Origin of the sequence: Vibrio mimicus CAIM 602 (assembly GCF_000338875.1) — a bacterium.
GTDB classification, from domain to species: domain Bacteria; phylum Pseudomonadota; class Gammaproteobacteria; order Enterobacterales; family Vibrionaceae; genus Vibrio; species Vibrio mimicus.
This window is the reverse complement of sequence record NZ_AOMO01000024.1, coordinates 142982-165327: the sequence shown is the minus strand read 5'-3', so window position 1 is coordinate 165327 and position 22346 is coordinate 142982. Positions and strand designations below refer to the sequence as shown.

Sequence of the window (22346 nt, the reverse complement as noted above, 5' to 3'; positions counted from 1 at the left end):
TCGGATGGTAACCAATCAAATGGTTCAATACATGCAAAGGCCTATACGCTGCATTACTCTGACCTTGACATTGCTTCTGCTCGCGGGGTGTGCCAACCTCACCGCGGGCAATCTTTTTAGTCATTACAGTGCTCAAAACAATGCGGTGTACCAGTCGGTTGCGGCGGGGCAATATGAGCAAGCTGCACAATTGTTGCCGGACTATGTGGCTGGAGATGTGTTAGATAATCTTGAAAAAGGTCGAGTCTATTTTCTTAGCCAGCAATATGCCGAAAGTCTGAAAAGTCTGTCGGTTGCCGATCAGGCTGTAAAAGTACAACAAGACCGTGCGATCGTTTCGATTAGCAACACAGCGACGAGTGTCGGCTCGCTAGCGGTGAACGATAACCTGAATGAGTATGAACCCGCCGATTATGAGCTGGGCTTTTTGCATCTGTATTTGGGTTTGAACTATGTGCGTGATAACGATCTCGACGGTGCATTGGTTGAGATGCGTCGTGCTAATCAAGTGCAGGAAGAAGCCAAAAAGCGACGAGAGCAAGAGCTCGCGAGTGCGCAGCAAGATATGCGCTCGCAAGGCTTATCTCCCAGCTTAGGGAGTGTGCTTGCGCAATATCCTGATGCAGGTAAAACCTTACAAGCAGTACAAAACGGCTATCTTTTCTATCTTTCGGCTTTGCTCTACGAAGCTGATAATGATTTGAATGCGGCTTATGTTGATTACCGCAGAGCTTTGGCGGTTGCACCTAACAATCCTGCGGTGATCGATGGCGTGCTGAGAGTGGCCACACGTCTTGGCATGCAAGAAGATCTCAAGCTCCTCAAAAAGCAATATGGCGAGCCAAAGCGTTTGGCATCATCTCAAGCGAGAGTCATAGTGATTGAAGAGCAGGGCATAGTGCAACCTAAGCAAAGTTGGCGACTCTCTTTACCTTTGTCTGACAGTCGCGGTAACACAGCACTGTATTCTCTCGCACTGCCGTATTACCCATCATCAGTGATAACAAGCAGCGCGCCATTATCACTCAATGGGACTAACGTGCAGCCGATGCCAGTGACAGATGTTAACTTGATGGCTAAGCAAGCTTTGACAGAGCAAATGCCAGCATTAGTTTTGCGCCAAGCATTGCGTGTGGTGGCTAAAGATCAACTGCGTAAAGAGACTACGCAGGAAGAGGATGTGGCTAATTTAGTCTTCAATATTTGGAATACCTTAACCGAGCAGCCGGATACGCGCAGCTGGTTAACCTTGCCCGCCGCTGTGAGCACAGCAACCCAAGTGGTTCAGGCGGGTGATCAAGTGCTGGACATTGCAGGGACACACTATGCCTTTCATGTTCCAGAAAACGGCACTGCGTTAGTTTGGCTATCTAGACAAGGTAACAATGTGACGATTTGGCATAAACAACTAGGGATACGGTAATGAGAACGTGGCTATTAGCAGTATTAACAGGTTTACTGTTGGTGGGATGCAGTGCGAATACCGCAGGTTTGCGGGTTGATGGTGCATCACAACAAGTTTTATTTAATGACAGTGCTTTAAGTAAAAGTCTGCTCATTGAGGATATCGCAACCACTCAAGTCGATGGCCACACCCGCGGTGTGGTGCGGATACAAAACAATCAGAAAAGTGATCTGCATGTGCAGTACCGCTTTTATTGGTATGACAATGATGGACTTGAGGTCAACAGTAAATTGAGTCCATGGAAAACCACCATTTTGCGAGGTATGGAGACAGTGTCACTGACTGAGGTTTCGGTTAATCCAAACGGTAAGCAGTTCCGAGTCCAGATCCGCGAATCAAATGAATAAAAAACGTTAGTTTTAAGAGGAATCACGATGAAAAAGAGTGTCATTGCCCTGCTAGGTTTGGCGGTAATCTTAGGGGGTTGTTCAAATAGAGTCAGTTATGGTGACGCGCAAGCTGTTGAAACGGTAAATGTTGATTTTGGCTCAACCGATCTGCAAAAAATTGCAGGAGAAATGGTCGACAGCATGATGATGTCTGGCTCTGTGGCTGCAATTACACGTGACGGTCGCCCGATTGTGTTTGTAGAGCGAATCAAAAATAAAACCAGCGAGCATATCGATACTGAATCGATCACCGATACCATCAGCACGAAAATGCTCAACTCAGGCAAGTTCCGCTTCGTAGATATGGATCGAGTTGAAGCCGTACGCGAGCAACTGAACTTCCAAAACAATGATGAATTGGTGAATCAAAGCACTGCCATTCAATTTGGTAAGATGGTTGGCGCGCAATACATGCTGTACGGCAATCTTTCTAGCATCGTGAAAAATGCAGGCAGTGATAAAGATGTCTACTACAAGATGACCATGCGTTTGATGGACTTGAAAACAGGTTTGATTGAGTGGGCAGACGAAACGGAAATTCGTAAGCAACAATCAAAAAGCTTACTGGGTTTCTAACTCCGTAATACAGGGAAGGAGTGGGTTATGGCAAAAATTATGTGGCGAGAAGCTATCTCGTTAGATCCGTCGCTTTTGTCATTAAATCACTTTTTCTCTGTGCCTCCGGAATATGCTCAGACCTTAACCGGGGGGCTCACCAACCGTTGCTGGAAAATCGTCGCAGGCGAGCATGCTTATGTTTGGCGACCAGCAACGGCAATTACCAAAGCTTTCTCTATCTCCCGTTTTCAGGAATACCAAATTCTCAAAGCGATTGAACATGATCATATCGGCCCTAAAGCTGAGCTAGTGAATGAGCATGGCTTACTGGTGGAATGGATTGAAGGTGAATCGCTGCGCGACGGAATGCCTTTTGACGCCGTGTTGAGAACTCAAATCCGTATCCATGAACTTGATGTACACCGTATTCCCGTTGCGCCGTTTAACTACTTGGGACGAGTAGATCACTACTGGCTGCAAATCCGTGAAGAACTGAAAACCACACAGGTTAAGGCCATTTACGAGCAGTGGCGCTCCATACCTAATCTTGCTGATGTGGGTCAAGCACTCTGCCATTTTGATTTAGCTGGCTACAACATGGTGAAAACAACGCAAGGGCAGCGAGTGATTGATTGGGAATACGCTGCACTGGCTGATCCACGTATTGACCTGGCACTGAGCATTGATGTTGCGGGCGAGAAGGTGCTGGATTCTGTCTTTCGTTATTGCCAATTGCGCGAAATATCTGGAATTGACGATTGGGTTGAAGGCGTACAAGCATGGCGGCCACGTACTGCTATGATGGCGATGCTCTGGTATTTTTTAGCGTATCAGCTGTGGGGGGATGAACTTTACCTGCAATGTGCGCAACAATTAAAGCATAACTTGGCGCAGAAACTCTCTTCTGGTTGATTCACTCATATCTATCAAGAACACTACGCTAAGCTTAACTGCGACGTATTTTGTTGGAGAGATGGTCACTTTTTCTCATTCTCTTTACTGATATTTCTGCTAGCCTGTTTTAAACCATACTCTTCGTGGTAGATTAAAACCTCAAGGAGCGGGGGAAACATTATGATTATTTATTTACACGGATTTGATTCAACCAGCCCAGGCAATCATGAGAAAGTGCTGCAATTGCAGTTCATTGATAGCGACGTTCGTTTTATTAACTACAGCACACTACACCCCAAACATGATATGCAGCACTTACTGAAAGAAGTGCATAAGGCCATTGAACAATCAGGTGATCCGCATCCACTGATTTGTGGCGTCGGTTTAGGTGGATATTGGTCTGAGCGAATTGGGTTTCTATGTGGGATAAAACAGGTGATTTTCAATCCTAATCTGCATCCTGAATTGACTATGCAGGGCCGAATTGATCGCCCGGAAGAGTATGAAGATATTGCCACGAAATGTGTTGAGAAGTTTCGTACAAAAAACCAAGGTCGCTGTTTAGTCGTACTGTCTCGCAATGATGAAATCCATGACAACCAGAAAACGGCTCAAGAACTACAGGACTATTACGATATTGTTTGGGATGAAACGCAGTCTCACAAGTTCAAAAAAATATCCCATCATCTGCAAGCAATGAAAGCCTTCAAAGCTGCATAAATCAACAAAGTGATCCAATGTTAAACAGCCTCAGTGTGAGGCTGTTTTTGCTTATTCAATTCCACAAAAAAACTAATGAATACGCGTGAATCTGTGGTTGCGAGATTGAACCAGCCCTATATAATGACTCACGCTAAGATTTGTTGATAAATATCAAAAAAAATTGAGAGCGAGTTTAAAACTTGCCAATTCTTTGTGTTAGCGCAGCTTTTTTGCTGCCTTGTAACGTGCCACTGAGAGTAACCAATCCTCACCCAATAGGCCAGATGCCCAATCCATCATGGCTATAACAGATTCCTTCAGCACGAGTCATCGGGCTGGACAAAATTGTTCATCTTTATTTGAGGAGTGTTATTGTGACACGAATTATCGTAGTAGGCGGTGGCGCTGGCGGTTTAGAGTTAGTAACCAAACTAGGTCGCACACTTGGGCGCAAAGGTCGAGCCAATGTAACTTTGGTTGACCGCAATTCAAGCCATCTCTGGAAACCTTTGCTGCACGAAGTGGCAACAGGCTCTCTAGACGAAGGTGTAGATGCACTGAGTTACCGCGCTCATGCAAAAAATCACTGCTTTGATTTCCAGCTTGGTAGCTTGGAATCGATCGATCGCGAAAACAAAAAGATCACATTAAGTGAACTGAAAGATGAGCATGGCGAACTGCTCATGCCAAAGCGTGATTTGGAATACGATATGTTGGTGTTGGCGATTGGTTCAACATCGAACGATTTCAACACTCCTGGTGTTAAAGAACACTGTATCTTCCTTGATAGCCCAGAGCAGGCTAACCGCTTCCGTACCGAGATGAACAACGAGTTCCTCAAGCTGCACGCGAAAAACGGTCATGGAACGGTGGATATTGCCATTGTTGGTGCGGGTGCGACAGGGGTTGAGCTTTCTGCTGAATTACACAATGCAGTGAAAGAACTCCGTACTTATGGCTTTGGCGATCTTGATTCAAGCAAGTTGAATGTGAACTTGATTGAAGCGGGTGAGCGTATTTTGCCAGCACTGCCTCCGCGTATTTCAGCGGCTGCTCATCAAGAGCTAACCAAGCTTGGTGTGAATGTGCGTACCATGACCATGGTAACTAAAGCAGAAAAAGATGGCTTAACGACGAAAGATGGCGAGAAAATTTCTGCGCACATCATGGTTTGGGCTGCGGGTATTAAAGCGCCAGATTTTATGAAAGATATCGCGGGGCTAGAAACGAACCGCATCAACCAACTGGTGGTTAAAGGTACACTGCAGACTACGCGTGACGATGACATTTTTGTTATTGGCGATCTGGCACAGTGCACGCAAGTCGATGGTAAGTTTGTACCACCACGCGCGCAAGCTGCGCACCAGATGGCATCATTGGCATTCCGCAATATTGTGGCAAAGATGTATGGCCGTGAACTGAAAGCCTATGTTTACAAGGATCATGGTTCACTGGTATCGCTGAGCCGCTTCTCAACAGTTGGCAGTCTGATGGGTAACCTGACTCGTGGTTCTATGATGGTGGAAGGGCGTATTGCCCGAGTGGTATACATCTCTTTGTACCGTATGCACCAGATGGCGCTGCATGGCATGCTCAAGACTGGTTTGATGATGCTGGTTGGTCGGATTAACCGCGTACTGCGTCCAAACCTCAAGCTACATTAATCCAAACTTAGATAGATTGAAGCGGCACAGGTTGCCGCTTCTGCTTTTTTAGGATAAATGATTCTTGCGACACCTAGGGGATTAAAGAAAATACAATCCCTGCTTTCGGTTCTCCAGCATACAAAAATCGATTAGGTGCTAACTGCTCTTGTATCGCTCCACAGCACAAGGCCAATGCTTGGCTAGGAGCATTATCGGGATCACAGACAATTTCCAGTCGGGTCAACTCTAATCGTTCAAAGCAAAACAAGATTAAAGCGGTAAGTGCTTCCTTACCGTAGCCGCGCCTTTGGTAATCATCCGCAATCCAATAACCTAAACTGGCCATGTTAAAAGTGTGATAAAACTCATTAATGGCCACCATACCGACTAAAGTTTGCGTTTCACGCTCAAAAACCCCAAATCCATAGGCTTCTGCTTTAACCCAATTCAGCCTTGTGGCCTGAATAAACTGTTCGGCTTCTTGCACGCTGAACAGCGCATGACACCAATCCACCCAATGGTGAAGTGATTGAGATTGGCGAATGCATTCGACCAAGTCATTAGTTTCATAGGCCGTGATCAAACGAAGTTGCAAACGCTGAGTGACGATCTGAAAGTCCGGTGTCATGGTTTATTCCTATTAAGTTCACTTTTTTACAAACTTCCAACGACTGATTAATACAGTAAAGATTCCGCCTAGTACAAGTAAGCATGCGATAACTAACCGCATACTGATAGATTCTGAGACAAATAAAACACCACCAATGGCCGCTATAACAGGGACTGATAACTGAACGACTGCAGCCTCGATTTCCGATAAGCCACTTAACGCAATATACCAAATCGTATAACCGAGCGCGGAGGCAAACGCACCTGAAATAACGGCTAATGCCACTCCATAAGGTGAAATATTTATTACTGGAAAGGTAATTACAACCAAAGCCACAACTAAAGGGACGGTATACTTAAAATTAAAAGCAGTATCTCTTATCGGGTCAATTGAACCGCGACCAACCGATGTGTACATTCCCCACGCAAGACCTGACAACCCCATTAGCATAAATCCTGAGAGACTGGGGGTCGTTAGCGTTGGGTAGACTAAGTAAGCAAGGCCTGAAAATGAAATGAGAACACCTAGCCATTCAGATATGTTCAGCCTTTTTCCCTTAAAGACACTGGTAGCTATCATTGTGAGCTGAACGGCACCAAATAAAACTAACGCCCCCGTACCAGTGTCCAACGAGATGTATGCATACGAGAATGCAGTAGCATAAATAAATAGCATTAATACGGTTTTCCAGTTGCCAGCTTTCTTTTCGGAAGTGCTTGCCAATGTCTTACTCTTAAAACTCAATAAAACTAGAAACATTAAAACGCCAGATAAAAGACGAATTGCAGTAAAGCTTGATGCGTCAATGACATTATCTTTCAATGCGATTCGGCATAACACAGAATTTGCAGCAAACGCAATTAGTGCTGTGACGGTATAGCCTATCGTCTGGATGTCTTTATTTACTTTCTTCATCAAATAAATATGCCTATTGGGAACATAGCCCGCCTAAGGGGCTGGCAACGCCGCTCATTGACAGTTCCTCTTGAGCCGTTAATTATACAAGTTGTTATATAAACCAGTGGATACTGTACTTGATTATAAGCAGCAAGGACGTTTTGTGGAAAATCAATTGCTTTGATAATTAACAGGAATGGCGTTTAGTGGTTCAGATTTGTTCAAGGTGTTGTCGCGTGAAATCTACCAGAGACTCATAACAAGAGTATTTGGAAAGAACAAGGAGGAAGTTTGAACTGCGGAAACCACAGTTCAAACTTTAAATGGAATTAATCGGCGACGCGGCGCACTTGAATGATCATACCCATCAGAGGGTGATCCAGATAGTGAGTTTCACCACTGCGCATACGGCGTTTTTGATCCATTCGATAACTTTTCAGGAAAGTTTCTTCTTCAACGGTTGGTGACACAGATTCGAGCAAGCCAGCTTGCACTGTCGCACCTTGATCTTCTTCTGTACCGCTCAGATCCAAACGTGCATCTTGCAAAGTAACTTCACGTACTGAAGGCTTTTTCAAGTCCAGCAATGCTTCCGCAAATAGGAAGTGTTGAACGTAAATCTGTAACGTGCCATCTAACTCATACAGTGGTTTAGCAATGCTCATTTCGCTTACGCCATCCACTGGAGCAGTAACGGATGAGCTACCGACTGGGCGACCATCCGATTGGAACTGACCTGAGTAATCACGACCAGCTTGAATGTGGAAAACTGGTGCAGACTGGCGACCTTGATCGTTTTGACGCCAAGCGGTGTGTAACAGCACATTGAAGCCAGCGTGGTTTCTTAACTTTTGAGCCGCATTGTTGAGCTGATAGGCTGACGAAGGCAGCATAGTGACGCCCTTGCTTTGGCGAAAGCTAACGTCTGCAAAACTTCCCGCGCGATCGAAATTAATCGCAGGCAAGGTGTTGGGCCAAGATTCACTCACTTTTTCAGCATCTACTGCACGTTTAAAAATGATCACTTCAATATCAAACTGTCGTGCAGCCATGCTGGGCATTGCAAACAGCAATAGCAGCAGTGGGATCAATCTTTTCATTGTCACTCCGTCGTTCAGTGTTTCACACTGGGTTATTACTTAATGGCAGGTAGCACATTTTGCTGGAAATCGTTCAACATGTCAGCGACAAATTGAATGCGCGCACTGCGTTCCACTAAAGGTAATGTAAATTTAAACTTAGTTGGCCCATCCATCGCAAACTGCTTAGGTTGCGACTGCAACAGTTTAACCAAAAACAGTGGATTAATGTCAGCATTTGGATAGAACTCAATGTACCCGCCGCGCTCATGGGCTTCAATTTTACGTACTTTTAGTCGCATCGCATTGAGTTTCAGCTCTGCAATGGCGAGTAAGTTTAACGCGGCGTCAGGCAATTTACCAAAGCGATCAATCAATTCGACTTTTAGCTCGGCTAGTTCATCTTCACTGGCTACGCTGGCAATCTGTTTGTACATCGACAAACGAGTGTTGATATCCGGGATATAATCACCCGGCAGCAAGGCAGGAAGACGCATTTCAACCTCGGTTTGCTCACGTAGCAAATCATCAAGCGCAGGTTCTTTACCGGACTTGAGTGCATCCACTGCTTGTTCGAGCATTTCCATATACAAAGTAAAACCGATAGATTGAATTTGGCCGCTCTGTTCTTCGCCTAGCAGCTCACCGGCACCACGAATTTCCAAATCGTGCGTTGCTAGAGTAAAGCCTGCCCCCAAATCTTCTAAGGAAGCGATGGCCTCTAAACGTTTTACCGCATCTTTGGTAATCGCTTTTGGTGGCGGTGTTAACAGGTAAGCGTAGGCTTGGTGATGCGAGCGACCCACACGGCCACGCAATTGGTGCAACTGAGCCAAACCTAAGCTGTCCGCACGATCCATAATAATCGTGTTAGCCGTTGGAACGTCGATACCGGTTTCGATGATCGTGGTACACACCAGTAAATTAAAGCGCTGGTGATAGAAATCGTTCATCACTTTTTCCAGTTCACGTTCGCGCATCTGCCCGTGTGCCACGGTAACTCGTGCTTCTGGAACCAGTTTTTCTAAATCCGCAGCCACTTTGTCGATGGTTTCGACCTGATTGTGCAGGAAGTACACCTGTCCACCACGCATGATTTCACGCAGCACCGCTTCACGGATCACGCTGTCCTCACTTTGGCGCACAAAGGTTTTGATCGCTAATCGACGCGCTGGCGGCGTCGCGATGATGGAGAGATCACGCATGCCACTCATCGCCATATTGAGCGTTCGTGGAATCGGCGTTGCAGTGAGGGTGAGTATGTCGACATCCGCACGCATCGCTTTGACTTTCTCTTTTTGACGAACCCCGAAGCGGTGTTCTTCATCGACAATCAACAAGCCAAGATCAGCAAAACGAATTTCACTCGACAGCAGTTTATGGGTACCGACCAGAATATCGACTTTACCGTCCGCCACATCTTGTAGGATGAGTTTCTGCTCTTTAGCGGATTTAAAGCGGGAGAGCACTTCGACGCGGATCGGCAAGTTGGCAAATCGGTCGCGGAAATTCTCGAAATGTTGCTGTGCCAGTAGAGTCGTAGGGACTAATACTGCCACTTGTTTGCCATTATCGGTCGCGACAAAAGCCGCGCGCATCGCCACCTCGGTTTTACCAAAGCCTACATCACCACACACCAAACGATCCATGGCTTTGGGTTGGCACATGTCTGACAGCACAGCGTTGATCGCCATCGCTTGGTCATCAGTTTCTTCAAACGGAAAGGTGGCCTTGAAGGTGGCGTATTGTTCGCGGTCGAGGTGGAATTTAAAACCCGGTTTGATTTCGCGCTTAGCGTAGACATCCAATAGCTCTGCCGCGACATCACGTACTTTTTCGGCGGCCTTACGGCGGGCTTTTACCCATGCTTCGCCACCCAGTTTATGTAATTGGGCTGCTTCTTCAGCACCGCCTGAATAACGACTGATCAGGTTGAGTGAGGAAACCGGCACATACAGCTTGGCTTCGTTTTGATACTCAAGCATGACGTATTCGCTGATCATGCCACCCGCTTCGAGAGTTTGTAGGCCTAAGTAGCGGCCAATCCCGTGATCGATATGTACAACGGGTTGCCCCGGTTTGAGCTCGGCAAGGTTGCGGATCACCGCATCACTGTTGGTGACGGTTTTGCGATCTTTCTTACGGCGACGTTGAATCACCCGATCGCCCAGTAAATCGCTTTCACAGATCAGGGCAACTTGGTTGTCACCATAAATAAATCCTCGCTCTGCGGCACCCAGTACCAGCGAGAACTTCTCTGCATGTTGGCAGGCAATGCTGAACTCACTTTGGCTTTGCGGACGCAACTTGATGCGTTGCAAAAGCTCAAGCAATGCTTCACGGCGACCTTCAGACTCTACCGAGAAAATGATTTTGCCAGCAAATTGCTCGCTAAACTGGCGCAGTGCTGCCAGAGGCTCTTTGTTTTGATGCTCAACGGCCAATACGGGCAATGGCTGTACTTGGGCATTCATTCGTCCTGCACGTAACTCGATAGGTGAACTCGTTAGTTGGACTTGCGGCAGAGTTTTAAAGTGGGCAAACAGCTCATCTTTGCGCAGCCAAAGCTCATTAGGTGGCAGTAGTGGGCGCAGTGGATCGATATTGCGTTGGTCGTAGCGATAATCCACATCAGCCAAAAACTGGTCGATGGACTTTTCCAATTCGCCAACGACTAAGAGTTGACTATTGGGTGGTAGATAGTCGAACAAGGTTTCGCTGTGGTCAAAGAACAATGGCTGCCAGTATTCAATACCCGCAGGCCAAGTGCCTTTGGAGACTTGGCTGTAAATCGATTCAGGCTCACGGCGCGCTTCAAAGCGCTGACGCCAGCGGTTACGAAACTCTTCAATCGCTGCCGCTGTGGTGGGGAATTCATGCGCTGGCAACAGGCGAATTTCATCCATTTCAGCAATCGAACGTTGGTTCTCCGGATCGAAAGTGCGAATGGTGTCGATTTCATCATCAAAAAAATCAATCCGAAACGGGTCACTGCTGCCCATTGGGAACAGATCGAGAATCGAGCCGCGACTCGCGTATTCGCCGGGACCAAAGACCTGATCTACATGGCGATAACCGCTATTTTCTAACTGTAGGCGTAGCTTATCGAGCGAGAAAAGGTCACCTCGCTTAACGATTAAGGTGTGCTGCAATAAGAAGTCACGCGGTGATTGGCGTTGTAGCAAAGTGCTGACCGGGACAATCGTGATGCCACGGGTCAGGCTCGGAAATTGATACAAGCGCGAAATACGATCAGAAATGATGTCTTGATGCGGAGAAAAATTATCGTACGGTAATGTTTCCCAATCAGGGAAGAGTGCGACTTCGCTGTGGCTAAACTGTTCAACTTCGTGCAGCAGTTTTAGTGCAGTTTGCGGATCCGGCACTGCCAGCAAAGTATGGCTGGTATGGGCGTTAGCTAATTCAGCAATTGCCAAGGCAAGGCTAGAGCCGTGTAAGTTACCGATGGTTTTTTTGTCTCCGGCACCTTGAGCCGAAAACAGAGAGAGTAGAGAGTGTGTAGTCATAGTCACGCTTGAGGTTTTTCTCGGTCTAGTGAGCGTTGACGCAGCAGGCGCTGCTGTTGGTATAAGGCGGCTTTGATCAGCAGGTCCTGATCCACATCGCGCAGCAGATCATACTTGAGAGTTACTAAGCAATGCTCAGGCTGTTGAACACATTCTGTCACGCTGGCGTAGCAATAAATCGCTGCGGCAGGGTATTCCAGAAACAGTTTAACTCGTACTTTACGCCCCAACTCTAAAGGTGATTTGGCAAGATAAGTCAGTTGGCTTGCGCCAAAACGAGTGGTTGCGCTGCGAGATTGCGGATCATCTTGTTGTGACAGCATAAAAGTCAGCAGCAAATTGAGTTTTGAGTTTTGTGCTTCGAGCAGTTGTAAGACACTTTTAAAGTCACTGTTTTTCAACTCCATGCGGGCACTATCGCTGAGTTGTTCCAGTTGGCTAAACTCACTGGCCACGATAAAAGGAGCAGGGATCTCGGCTTCAAAAATCTCGTGAGAAGGGAGCAAAAAATTGTCAGCCAACGGCTCCACATTGATGGTTAGCGCGTGGTGGACAGTAAAGAATTCTTGGTCATTCATAGAGGGTTCCTTCTCACATCTGTGTTGATTATCGTCATAAGCAGTAACTAATCAAGGTATGTCATTGTTATCGGTGTGAAATAAACGTCCTCTTACACAGAATTGGCAAAGAAAAGCTACAACCTCAGCAGGAATCTCGCTACAGTAGCGCCATTCTATTCCTATGGTTGGATTTATGTTTCATCCGATTTCGGCTTTTATTGGTTTGCGCTATTTGCGCGGTCGTTCTGGCGATCGTTTTAGCCGCTTTGTCTCTTATATGTCGACAGCGGGTATTACGATCGGTGTGATGTCGCTGGTGACTGTGTTATCGGTGATGAACGGTTTCGAAGCACAGCTTAAATCTCGTATTCTCGGTGTGTTGCCACAAGCGGTGGTGGCGCAAGACACAGGTAAAACAGCACTCACAGCGGAGCCTCCTGCGTTTATTTCTGCTCTTTCTACTCAACGTGCTCCTGAGCCGTTGGTGCGCAGTGAAGCCGTAGTTCAAAGTGCATCACAACTTGCGGCTGGTTTGTTGATTGGCATTGAGCCACAGCAAAATGATCCGATTGAACAATATCTGATTGCTGGTCGTGTCTCGGCTTTACAAGAAGGTGAGTACCAACTCTTCCTCGGTCATCTCTTGGCGCGCAGCTCAATGTCACTGTCGGTGATAAAGTACGCTTGATGGTGACAGAAGCCAGTCAATTCACTCCTTTAGGTCGCTTACCCAGTCAGCGCAACTTTACGGTTGCGGGTATTTTTAATACAGGTTCGGATGTGGATGGGCAACTGATGGTGACGCATCTGCGTGATGCGGCCAAGTTGCTGCGTTATGACGCACAAACTATTTCAGGCTGGCGACTCTTCTTTGATGACCCGTTTGTGGTGAGTGAGCTTTCCAAAAAGCCTTTGCCTGACGGTTGGCAATGGAGTGACTGGCGTGAACAGCGTGGAGAGCTTTTCCAAGCCGTACGCATGGAAAAAAATATGATGGGGCTGATGCTTGGTCTTATCGTCGGGGTGGCAGCATTCAACATTATTTCTGCCCTGATCATGGTGGTGATGGAAAAGCAGGCCGAAGTGGCGATTTTAAAAACCCAAGGTATGCAGTCACAACAAGTCCTTGCCATTTTCATGGTGCAAGGTGCAAGCAGTGGGGTAATTGGCGCTGTAGTGGGGGGCTTGTTCGGTGTGTTGCTGGCAGCTAACCTGAATAGCCTGATGGATGCCTTAGGTTTGGCACTCTTCTCTGTCGGTGGCTCTCTGCCCGTGGTGATTGAACCACTGCAAATTGTATTAGTTATTTTTCTTGCGATTGTTTTAAGCCTTTTGGCGACGCTGTTCCCAGCCTATCGCGCATCTTCTGTTCAACCCGCTGAGGCGTTACGTTATGAATAACCTTTTACGTTGTCATCAGGTTTGCAAAACCTATCAAGAAGGTGATTTGCAAACTCAGGTTCTTAAAGGGGTGAGCTTTGAGCTAAAGCGTGGTGAGTTGGTGTCGATCATTGGTTCATCGGGTTCGGGAAAGAGTACCTTGTTGCATATTTTGGGTGCTCTGGACGAAGCGAGTGAAGGGCAAGTTGAGTTTCTCGGTCAGCCACTGCACGAACTGAGTTCGAACAAGCAAGCTAAAATTCGCAACCAACACCTTGGGTTTGTTTATCAGTTTCATCATCTCTTAGCTGATTTTTCTGCGTTAGAAAACGTGGCAATGCCGCTTTTGATTGGTGGGCATAAAGTGGTGGAAGCGAAAGCTCAGGCACAACGCTTGCTGGAGCGAGTGGGTTTAGGACATCGCTTAGCGCATCGTCCATCAGAATTATCCGGTGGTGAACGTCAGCGTGTGGCGATTGCTCGAGCATTGGTGAATAAGCCTGATTTGGTGCTCGCCGATGAGCCGACAGGTAATCTGGATCATAAAACTGCGCTGTCGATTTACGATTTGATGCGTGAGCTTAACCGAGAATCTGGTACGGCATTTTTAGTGGTCACTCACGATGGTGAATTAGCAGCGAAAATGGATCGCCATATGCACATGCAAGATGGTCTGCTAACCGATATTACGGGGGCGTAAGTGTTTTCCTCTCTGGCTCTGTTTATTGGTGGGCGCTTTAGCCGCGCCAAACAACGCAACAAAATGGTGTCGTTTATCTCGCTCTCCTCCACGATTGGTATTGCAGTGGGGGTTGCGGTCATCATTATTGGTCTTTCAGCCATGAATGGCTTTGAGCGTGAATTGCAATCACGTGTGCTGTCGGTAATTCCTCATGGGGAATTTGAAGGTGTTCGCGGCCCTGTGCAGCGTTGGCCAGATTTGATGGCGCAAGCTGCGAGTCATCCGCAAATTTTGGCGGCTGCACCTTATGTAAAAATGACCGCGTTGGCGGAAAACGGCACTCAACTCAAAGCGATTGAAGTGCGCGGGGTTGATCCTCAGCGCGAACAAGCGGTATCTCGCCTGTCGCAGTTTATTACGCCGCAAGCGTGGCAAAATTTTATTCCCGGTCAACAGCAAGTCATTTTGGGGCAAGGTGTCGCGGATAAATTGGGCGTACAGGTAGGTGATTTCATCACTTTGATGATTCCAAGTGCGACCAGCGGTGAGAAGGTACAGGCACCGAAGCGAGTACGAGTGAAAGTGAGTGGTTTACTGACGCTCAATGGGCAGATTGATCACAGCTTGGCTCTGCTGCCGTTAGAAGATGCACAAAGCTACGCCAATTTAGGCAGTGGTGTGACGGGCGTATCGGTCAAAGTCAATAATGTGCTGCAAGCAACACAAATTGTGCGTGATGTGGGCAACCAACTGAACGAGTACGTCTATCTGCACAGTTGGCAGCAGAAGTATGGTTTCCTATACCGAGACATTCAATTAGTGCGCACGATTATGTATCTGGTGATGGTGCTCGTGATCGGGGTGGCCAGCTTTAACATTGTTTCTACTCTGATGATGGCGGTGAAAGATCGCGCGGCAGAAATCGCAATTTTGCGCACCATGGGGGCGAGTGACGGTTTGATTAAACGCATTTTCGTTTGGCAAGGTGTGTTTTCTGGTGTGCTAGGCAGTGTGGTTGGCAGTCTGTTTGGTGTGATAGTGGCATTTAACTTAACCCCATTGATTAAAGGTTTAGAACAGCTTGTTGGCCACCAATTCTTGTCGGGAGATATCTACTTTGTCGATTTTCTTCCTTCACAAGTCGAGTGGTTTGATGTGCTATTGGTTTCCGGCACCGCAATTGTGTTGAGTCTGTTAGCCACTTGGTATCCGGCGCGGCGTGCGAGCCATCTCAATCCGGCACAAGTACTGAGCAGCAAGTAATTGGCCATTTTTTCTATGCCAGATTTGGTATTAATAGCCTCAAGCACGGTTGCTCTTATCCAATAAAAAAGGACCCACGGGTCCTTTTTTCTCATCTTGATTTAACACGGTTTGCAAAAAGGGAGATGCTCTACATCGCAACTCCATTCAAACAGCGCTAGCGTGCGATGCGCTAGGGCAGATTCTCCGGCATCTTACTGGTGCGTCTTTTTTGCCAGCTGCGTACCACTGAATAACGCCATAATCCGCGAATACCAAAATAACCGATCAGTGAGGCCAAAACAGCGCAGACGGCACAGCCAAGCAAGAAAGGGGGGCCTATGGTGCTCATCTGGTTAAGCAGGAATTCCCAAGTCAGCTCAAAGTGGAAGGATTGTGTTGGCGTGCCCATTAGCCAAGCACCGACTTTGTAGGTGAAGTAGAAGATAACAGGCATGGTGATCGGGTTAGTGATCCACACTAACGCAATGGAGAGCGGCAGGTTAACGCCAAACATGATCGCGACACCGGCAGCCATAATCATCTGACTTGGCAGTGGGACGAATGCCATAAATAGGCCAACCGCGAAAGCACCCGCTGCAGAGCGGCGATTTAAACACCATAGGTTTGGGTTATACAGCACATTACCAAACACGCGCAGCGCTTTTTGGCGTTTGATCACATCGTGGTCAGGCATAAACCGTTTAATAAATTTTCTTGGCATACGGGATTATGACTCTCTTGTCGAATTACTGGTCGCTAATTTCGTTTTCGATCACCGTGCTTTCTGCTCCTTATTGGCCGTGGATGCCAACATGGGGCTGGGCTTGGTTTTGCCTTATTTTGACGGGTTTGCTCGGTTATCACCGTACAAGCCGAAAATTCCTTGGCTTCGCGTTGGCCATACTAACTATCGTGCTACATGGCAACCTTATGCGAGATCAATCCAACACGCTCTATCAAGCAGGCCCGGATATTATCATAAAAGGTAAGGTTGACAGCTTTTTTGCGAAAACTCGTTACGCTTATGAGGGTTTAGTCTTAATTCACGAGGTGAATGGTCAAACCTTAAACAGCCTCATGAGGCCTCGCATTCGTCTAGTTGCACCTATTCCGTTGCAGCCCAATGATCAATTCGAATTCTCTGTAACGCTTAAACCTGTTGTTGGTCGCCTCAATGAAACGGGCTTTGATTTGGAAGCTCATTACATGGCCCATTCTTTGGTCGCGCGAGCCAGTGTTAAACCCAACACTGCTTATCAAATTGTGCAACAGAGTGGCTTAAGGTCAAGTTTGTTATTTCAACTCGATGCTTTGACTCACACCAGCCCGTTTCAAGGCTGATACGAGCGCTAACATTTGGGGAGAGAAGTGGTATTGATGAGCAAGAGTGGCAGGCACTGCGTAACAGCGGCTTAATCCACTTAGTTGCGATTTCTGGTCTGCATATTGGTATCGCGTTCAGTTTAGGCTATTTACTGGGAGCAGGCGTGATGCGCTTGCATGCCAAGCTGCTTTGGTCCCCTTTTGTGTTTGGAGCTTTGCTTGCGGTGTTGTATGCATGGCTAGCAGGTTTCACCATACCGACTCAACGTGCGCTAATCATGTGCTTACTCAATGTGGTATTGGTGATCTTGGGTTTTCCTCTTTCGGCTTTAAAGCGGATTTTGCTTACCTTATGCACCGTTTTACTTTGGTCGCCATTCGCGTCGCTTTCAAATAGCTTTTGGATGTCGTTTTTAGCTGTCGCGATTGTGCTTTATCAATTAGCCAGTCAGGGTAAACGCAAAGCTTGGTGGAAAGCTCTATTGCTAGCACAAATCTCCCTCGTCTGTTTAATGGCACCTGTTACAGCATACTTTTTCGGCGGGTTAAGTATTACGGCGGTTTTGTACAATTTAGTTTTTATACCGTGGTTCTCCGTGGTGATCGTTCCCGCTTTGTTTTTGGGTTTAGCACTCACAGTAACAATCCCCACTTGGGCTGCGCTTTATTGGCCTAGGGTGGATTGGACTTTTCTGCCTCTTGATTGGGCGCTGCAATTTGCGGATGTGGGTTGGGTAGTGATTCCACAAAGTATACAAGGCCTAATTGCTGCGTTAGTGGTGCTCAGTTTGCTGTATCGAGTGATGAGCCTACGAGCCTGTGCCTTATCGTTAAGCATCGTTGGCTTATGGTGGTGGTTTCCTTCCATTACACCACTTTGGCGTATGGATGTGTTGGATGTGGGGCATGGCTTAGCGATAGTGATTGAGCAAAATGACAGGGCTATCATCTACGATACGGGCAGCAGTTGGTCGGGAGGAAGTTACGCACAAAACGTCATTGAACCGATTTTGCAGCAGCGTGGAATTCGTCGATTGGATGGCTTGATTTTGAGCCATCTCGATAACGATCATGCGGGCGATTGGCAAAATCTAGCCAAACGTTGGCAACCAAGTTGGATACGCACAAGCCAAGTTGGTGTGGAATTTGTTCCTTGTGTACGTGGTGAAAGTTGGCAATGGCAATCTTTGCATTTCGATGTGCTATGGCCGCCGCAACTGGTCAGCCGAGCTTACAATCAGCATTCGTGTGTGATCCGTATAACCGATACCCAATCTAACCATTCAGTGCTGCTTTCTGGGGATGTCACCGCAATGGGGGAGTGGTTGCTCGCACGCGATGGAGTACCGCTGCAGAGTGACGTGATGATTGTGCCGCATCACGGCAGTAAAACTTCATCAACCGCTGAGTTCATCGCGAAAGTCGAACCACGACTGGCGATTGCGTCACTGGCCAAAGACAACCGCTGGAATTTGCCTAACCCGCAAGTGGTGGATCGTTATCAAAACCAGCAAGTTCAGTGGCTAGATACGGGGCAAAAAGGGCAGATTAGCCTGTTTTTCTATCAAGAACAGATGGATTGGTTTGCCCAGCGCGGGCTTGGCTGGGAGCCTTGGTATAGGCATATGCTGCGTAAAGGAGTAGAATGAGCGCAATTTTGTAATCAGAAAAGCCTCTCTATGTCACTTCACTCTGACGAAACTACTTGGCAGACTTTCAAACGTCTGTGGACTTATATCCGCTTATACAAGGCGGGTCTTGCTGTTGCGGTTGTCGCGCTGATTATCAATGCTGTCGCTGATACCTATATGATTTCTCTACTAAAACCTTTGCTAGATGAAGGTTTTGGTAATGCGGAATCCAACTTCCTGCGCATCCTGCCGTTCATGATTTTAGGCTTGATGTTTGTGCGTGGTTTAAGTGGATTTGCTTCTTCCTACTGCCTGAGCTGGGTTTCTGGCAATGTGGTGATGCTGATGCGTCGCCGTTTGTTTAACCATTTCATGCACATGCCAGTGCGCTTTTTCGACCAAGAATCGACGGGTGGACTGCTATCTCGCATCACTTACGATTCTGAGCAAGTCGCAGGCGCAACCAGCCGCGCTTTAGTCAGCATTGTGCGTGAAGGGGCAAGCATTATCGGCTTGTTAACCCTGATGTTCTGGAACAGTTGGCAGCTTTCTTTGGTGTTGATTGTGGTCGCGCCTGTGGTAGCGTTCGCGATTAGTGTGGTTTCTAAGCGTTTTCGTAAGATCTCGCGCAACATGCAAACGACAATGGGGCATGTGACTTCATCTGCTGAACAGATGCTCAAAGGCCATAAAGTGGTGCTCAGTTACGGTGGTCAAGCCGTTGAGCGTAAACGCTTTGACCAAGTAAGTAACAGCATGCGTCAACAAACGATGAAGCTGGTTTCGGCTCAATCCATTGCTGACCCTGTGATTCAAATGATTGCTTCACTAGCGCTGTTTGCCGTGTTGTTCTTGGCGAGTGTTGACTCAATTCGCGCAGACCTGACACCGGGTACCTTCACTGTGGTGTTTTCCGCTATGTTTGGTTTGATGCGCCCGTTAAAAGCTTTGACCAGTGTAACGTCTGAATTCCAGCGTGGTATGGCGGCTTGCCAAACTCTGTTTGGTTTGATGGATCTGGAAACTGAGCGTGATAACGGCAAATACGAAGTGGAACGTGTTAAGGGTGATGTGGCAGTCAATGACGTGACGTTTACCTACCAAGGTAAAGAAAAGCCTGCATTAGCGAATGTTTCTTTTGCTATCCCGCAAGGGAAAACCGTCGCACTGGTTGGTCGCTCTGGTTCGGGTAAATCGACGATCGCCAACCTGTTTACCCGTTTTTATGATGTAGACAGCGGTTCAATCAGCCTTGATGGACACGATGTGCGTGACTACAAGCTGACTAATTTGCGCCGCCACTTTGCGCTGGTTTCGCAGAACGTACACCTGTTTAACGACACTATTGCCAACAACATCGCTTATGCGGCTGAAGGCGTGTACACCCGTGAGCAGATTGAACAAGCTGCGCGCCAAGCACATGCGATGGAGTTTATTGAAAACCTGCCGCAAGGTTTGGATACCGTGATTGGTGAGAACGGTACGAGTTTGTCCGGTGGTCAGCGCCAGCGTGTGGCGATTGCCCGTGCGTTGCTGCGTGATGCTCCGGTGCTCATTCTAGATGAAGCGACTTCAGCGCTGGATACTGAATCTGAGCGTGCGATCCAAGCGGCATTGAATGAGCTACAGAAAAACAAAACCGTGCTGGTGATTGCGCACCGCTTGTCGACCATCGAACAAGCCGATGAGATCCTTGTGGTAGACGAAGGTGAAATCATCGAGCGCGGCCGTCATGCTGAATTGTTGGCACAAGATGGCGCGTATGCTCAACTACACCGCATCCAGTTTGGTGAATAGTGGTGATAGAAAAGATTTGGTTTCACCGCCATCCGTTGGGTTATCTGTTATGGCCACTGTTGTGGCCATTCAGCTTGCTGTTTGGCGCAATTAGCCGCTCACGGCGCAAAGCTTATCAAACGGGTGACAAACCTTCCTATCGTGCACCATTGCCTGTGGTGGTGGTAGGCAATATTACCGCGGGTGGCAATGGTAAAACGCCGGTTGTGGTTTGGCTGGTGGAAACATTGCAAAACCTTGGCTATCGTCCTGGCGTGGTATCACGCGGTTATGGAGCCAAAGCGCCAAGTTATCCTTTGGTGGTTAGTGAACAAACGCCAGCGGAACATTGCGGTGATGAACCAAAACTCATTTTTCAGCGTACAAAAGTGCCAGTGGCCGTCGATCCTGTGCGCAGCCAAGCCGTGAAAGCGCTGCTTGAGCAAGGAGTTAACATCGTCATCACTGATGATGGTTTGCAGCATTATGCATTGCAGCGTGACATTGAAATTGCTGTGGTGGATGGTGCGCGCCGTTTTGGTAACCAACAGATGATTCCCCTAGGCCCTCTGCGTGAGCCGATCAGTCGGTTAGATGAAGTCGATTTCATTATCACCAATGGTAGTGTGGCGCAGGCCAATGAAGTCGCGATGCATCTTCAACCTGCTGATGCGATTAATCTGCAGACGGGTGAACGATGTGCGGTGAGCAAGCTCACTCGCTTATGTGCGATGGCTGGGATTGGTCATCCTTCCCGATTTTTTAATACCTTGCGTGAACTCAATGCAGATTTGGTTCACTGCCAAGGTTTTGCCGATCATCAAGCCTTTGATGCTGCCCAGTTGAATCAACTCGCGCAGCAGGGCGATCATCTGATCATGACAGAAAAAGACGCCGTAAAATGCGCTGAGTTTGCCCAGCCAAATTGGTGGTATTTGCCCGTTTCGGCTCAATTTGCTCCAGAAGCGGAGCAGCGTATTGTGGACAAAATTAAAGAGGTAATGGAACAGTATGGATCACCGTCTGCTTGAAATCGTCGCTTGCCCAGTGTGTAAAGGTAAGCTGACTTACGATAAAGATCGTCAAGAGTTAATTTGTAAGTTGGATCGTTTGGCTTATCCAATTAAAGAAGGTATTCCAGTGCTTTTAGAACCGGAAGCACGCGGCATGAGCATGGATGAGGGACGCTAATGTCATTTACCGTCGTGATCCCTGCGCGTTACCAATCAACGCGTTTACCGGGTAAGCCTCTGGCGGATATCGGTGGCAAACCCATGATTCAATGGGTGTATGAGCAAGCCATGCAGGCGGGTGCTGACCGCGTGATTATTGCAACCGACGATCAACGTGTTGAACAAGCGGTTCAAGCCTTTGGTGGTGTGGTGTGTATGACTTCGCCTGATCATCAATCTGGTACAGAACGTTTGGCGGAAGTGGTTGAAAAAATGGCTATTCCGGCCGATCACATTGTGGTTAACGTACAAGGTGATGAGCCTTTAATCCCGCCTGCGATTATCCGCCAAGTTGCGGATAACTTAGCCGCGTGCAGCGCGCCAATGGCGACTTTGGCGGTGGAAATTGAAGATGAAGCGGAAGTGTTTAACCCGAATGCGGTGAAAGTGATCACTGATAAAAACGGTTATGCGCTTTACTTCAGCCGCGCTACGATTCCTTGGGATCGAGATAACTTCGCCAAAGTGGATAAATCCATCGCTCAACCACTGCTGCGCCATATCGGCATCTATGCCTATCGTGCAGGGTTCATCAACACTTATCTGCATTGGCAGCCAAGCCAGCTTGAAAAGATTGAATGTTTAGAGCAGCTTCGTGTGTTGTGGCATGGTGAAAAAATTCATGTTGCGGTCGCGTTAGAAGCACCACCAGCAGGGGTAGACACGCCTGAAGATTTGGAAGTGGTGAGACAGTTCATCGCTAAACAACTCTAAATGAATAAAGCTCCCAATCGGGAGCTTTATTTTTGG

General features: G+C 47.5%; 18 protein-coding genes and 2 pseudogenes. 14 read left to right on the top strand and 6 right to left on the bottom strand.

Annotated features, from left to right (window positions below):
• Nucleotides 1–19 precede the first annotated feature (19 nt).
• The 6 genes from D908_RS13380 (at nucleotide 20) to D908_RS13405 (ending at nucleotide 5672) form a co-directional block, all read left to right on the top strand.
• Complete coding sequence (locus D908_RS13380; protein WP_167733104.1) at nucleotides 20–1423, top strand: COG3014 family protein; 1404 nt, start codon at nucleotides 20–22, stop codon at nucleotides 1421–1423.
• Nucleotides 1423–1812, top strand: coding sequence for a YcfL family putative periplasmic lipoprotein (locus D908_RS13385; RefSeq protein WP_001261383.1), 390 nt, complete (start codon nucleotides 1423–1425; stop codon nucleotides 1810–1812). Before D908_RS13380 ends, D908_RS13385 begins: the two co-directional genes overlap by 1 nt.
• 27 nt (nucleotides 1813–1839) lie before the next feature.
• Entirely contained in the window at nucleotides 1840–2430 is a 591-nt protein-coding gene (gene lpoB, locus D908_RS13390; RefSeq protein ID WP_005523492.1) for a penicillin-binding protein activator LpoB, read from the top strand.
• Between the two features lie 27 nt (nucleotides 2431–2457).
• Nucleotides 2458–3324 carry a phosphotransferase gene (locus tag D908_RS13395; RefSeq protein WP_005523489.1) on the top strand — a complete coding sequence of 289 codons (867 nt, stop codon included), beginning with the start codon at nucleotides 2458–2460 and terminating at the stop codon, nucleotides 3322–3324.
• A gap of 162 nt (nucleotides 3325–3486) precedes the next feature.
• Nucleotides 3487–4026 (top strand): alpha/beta hydrolase YcfP, encoded by a 540-nt coding sequence (ycfP, locus tag D908_RS13400; RefSeq protein WP_000587952.1) that lies wholly within the window; start codon nucleotides 3487–3489, stop codon nucleotides 4024–4026.
• A gap of 356 nt (nucleotides 4027–4382) precedes the next feature.
• Entirely contained in the window at nucleotides 4383–5672 is a 1290-nt protein-coding gene (locus D908_RS13405) for an NAD(P)/FAD-dependent oxidoreductase (protein WP_005523487.1), read from the top strand.
• Between the two features lie 73 nt (nucleotides 5673–5745).
• On the opposite strand, the gene D908_RS13410 is transcribed toward D908_RS13405, so the two are convergent.
• The 5 genes from D908_RS13410 to D908_RS13430 form a co-directional block, all read right to left on the bottom strand.
• Entirely contained in the window at nucleotides 5746–6282 is a 537-nt protein-coding gene (locus D908_RS13410) for a GNAT family N-acetyltransferase (protein WP_005523485.1), read from the bottom strand.
• 18 nt (nucleotides 6283–6300) lie between these two features.
• A complete protein-coding gene (locus D908_RS13415) occupies nucleotides 6301–7179 on the bottom strand; it encodes a DMT family transporter (protein WP_000757533.1) in 879 nt (292 codons plus the stop codon).
• 311 nt (nucleotides 7180–7490) lie between these two features.
• Complete coding sequence (locus D908_RS13420; protein WP_005523483.1) at nucleotides 7491–8261, bottom strand: peptidoglycan binding protein CsiV; 771 nt, start codon at nucleotides 8259–8261, stop codon at nucleotides 7491–7493.
• A 35-nt stretch (nucleotides 8262–8296) separates the two neighbouring features.
• Complete coding sequence (gene mfd, locus D908_RS13425) at nucleotides 8297–11767, bottom strand: transcription-repair coupling factor (RefSeq protein ID WP_005523481.1); 3471 nt, start codon at nucleotides 11765–11767, stop codon at nucleotides 8297–8299.
• 2 nt (nucleotides 11768–11769) lie between these two features.
• Nucleotides 11770–12345, bottom strand: coding sequence for a hypothetical protein (locus D908_RS13430; protein ID WP_000999599.1), 576 nt, complete (start codon nucleotides 12343–12345; stop codon nucleotides 11770–11772).
• Nucleotides 12346–12520: 175 nt separating this feature from the next.
• Here D908_RS13430 and lolC point away from each other — a divergent pair.
• The 3 genes and pseudogenes from lolC to lolE all read left to right on the top strand — a co-directional run bounded on the left by lolC (nucleotide 12521) and on the right by lolE (nucleotide 15652).
• Nucleotides 12521–13728 (top strand): annotated as a pseudogene (lolC, locus tag D908_RS0119065) (lipoprotein-releasing ABC transporter permease subunit LolC).
• A complete protein-coding gene (gene lolD / locus D908_RS13435; protein WP_005523479.1) occupies nucleotides 13721–14407 on the top strand; it encodes a lipoprotein-releasing ABC transporter ATP-binding protein LolD in 687 nt (228 codons plus the stop codon). Before lolC ends, lolD begins: the two are co-directional and overlap by 8 nt.
• A complete protein-coding gene (gene lolE / locus D908_RS13440) occupies nucleotides 14408–15652 on the top strand; it encodes a lipoprotein-releasing ABC transporter permease subunit LolE (RefSeq protein WP_005523477.1) in 1245 nt (414 codons plus the stop codon).
• Between the two features lie 172 nt (nucleotides 15653–15824).
• Here the strand turns inward: lolE and D908_RS13445 are convergent, their stop codons facing one another.
• Nucleotides 15825–16355, bottom strand: a complete 531-nt coding sequence (locus tag D908_RS13445) for a DUF2062 domain-containing protein (RefSeq protein WP_005515139.1) — start codon at nucleotides 16353–16355, stop codon at nucleotides 15825–15827.
• A gap of 8 nt (nucleotides 16356–16363) precedes the next feature.
• On the opposite strand from D908_RS13445, the pseudogene D908_RS0119060 reads away from it, so the two are divergent.
• The 5 genes and pseudogenes from D908_RS0119060 to kdsB all read left to right on the top strand — a co-directional run bounded on the left by D908_RS0119060 (nucleotide 16364) and on the right by kdsB (nucleotide 22310).
• A pseudogene (locus D908_RS0119060) lies at nucleotides 16364–18606 on the top strand (DNA internalization-related competence protein ComEC/Rec2).
• A gap of 30 nt (nucleotides 18607–18636) precedes the next feature.
• Nucleotides 18637–20385 carry a lipid A ABC transporter ATP-binding protein/permease MsbA gene (gene msbA, locus D908_RS13450; RefSeq protein WP_000052159.1) on the top strand — a complete coding sequence of 583 codons (1749 nt, stop codon included), beginning with the start codon at nucleotides 18637–18639 and terminating at the stop codon, nucleotides 20383–20385.
• Nucleotides 20386–20387: 2 nt separating this feature from the next.
• Nucleotides 20388–21395: a tetraacyldisaccharide 4'-kinase gene (lpxK, locus tag D908_RS13455; RefSeq protein ID WP_005523474.1), complete on the top strand. Its 1008-nt coding sequence runs from the start codon at nucleotides 20388–20390 to the stop codon at nucleotides 21393–21395.
• On the top strand, nucleotides 21376–21555 hold the full coding sequence (locus tag D908_RS13460; RefSeq protein ID WP_000350065.1) for a Trm112 family protein: 180 nt from the start codon (nucleotides 21376–21378) through the stop codon (nucleotides 21553–21555). Before lpxK ends, D908_RS13460 begins: the two co-directional genes overlap by 20 nt.
• A complete protein-coding gene (gene kdsB, locus D908_RS13465; RefSeq protein ID WP_005523471.1) occupies nucleotides 21555–22310 on the top strand; it encodes a 3-deoxy-manno-octulosonate cytidylyltransferase in 756 nt (251 codons plus the stop codon). Before D908_RS13460 ends, kdsB begins: the two co-directional genes overlap by 1 nt.
• Nucleotides 22311–22346: the final 36 nt, after the last annotated feature.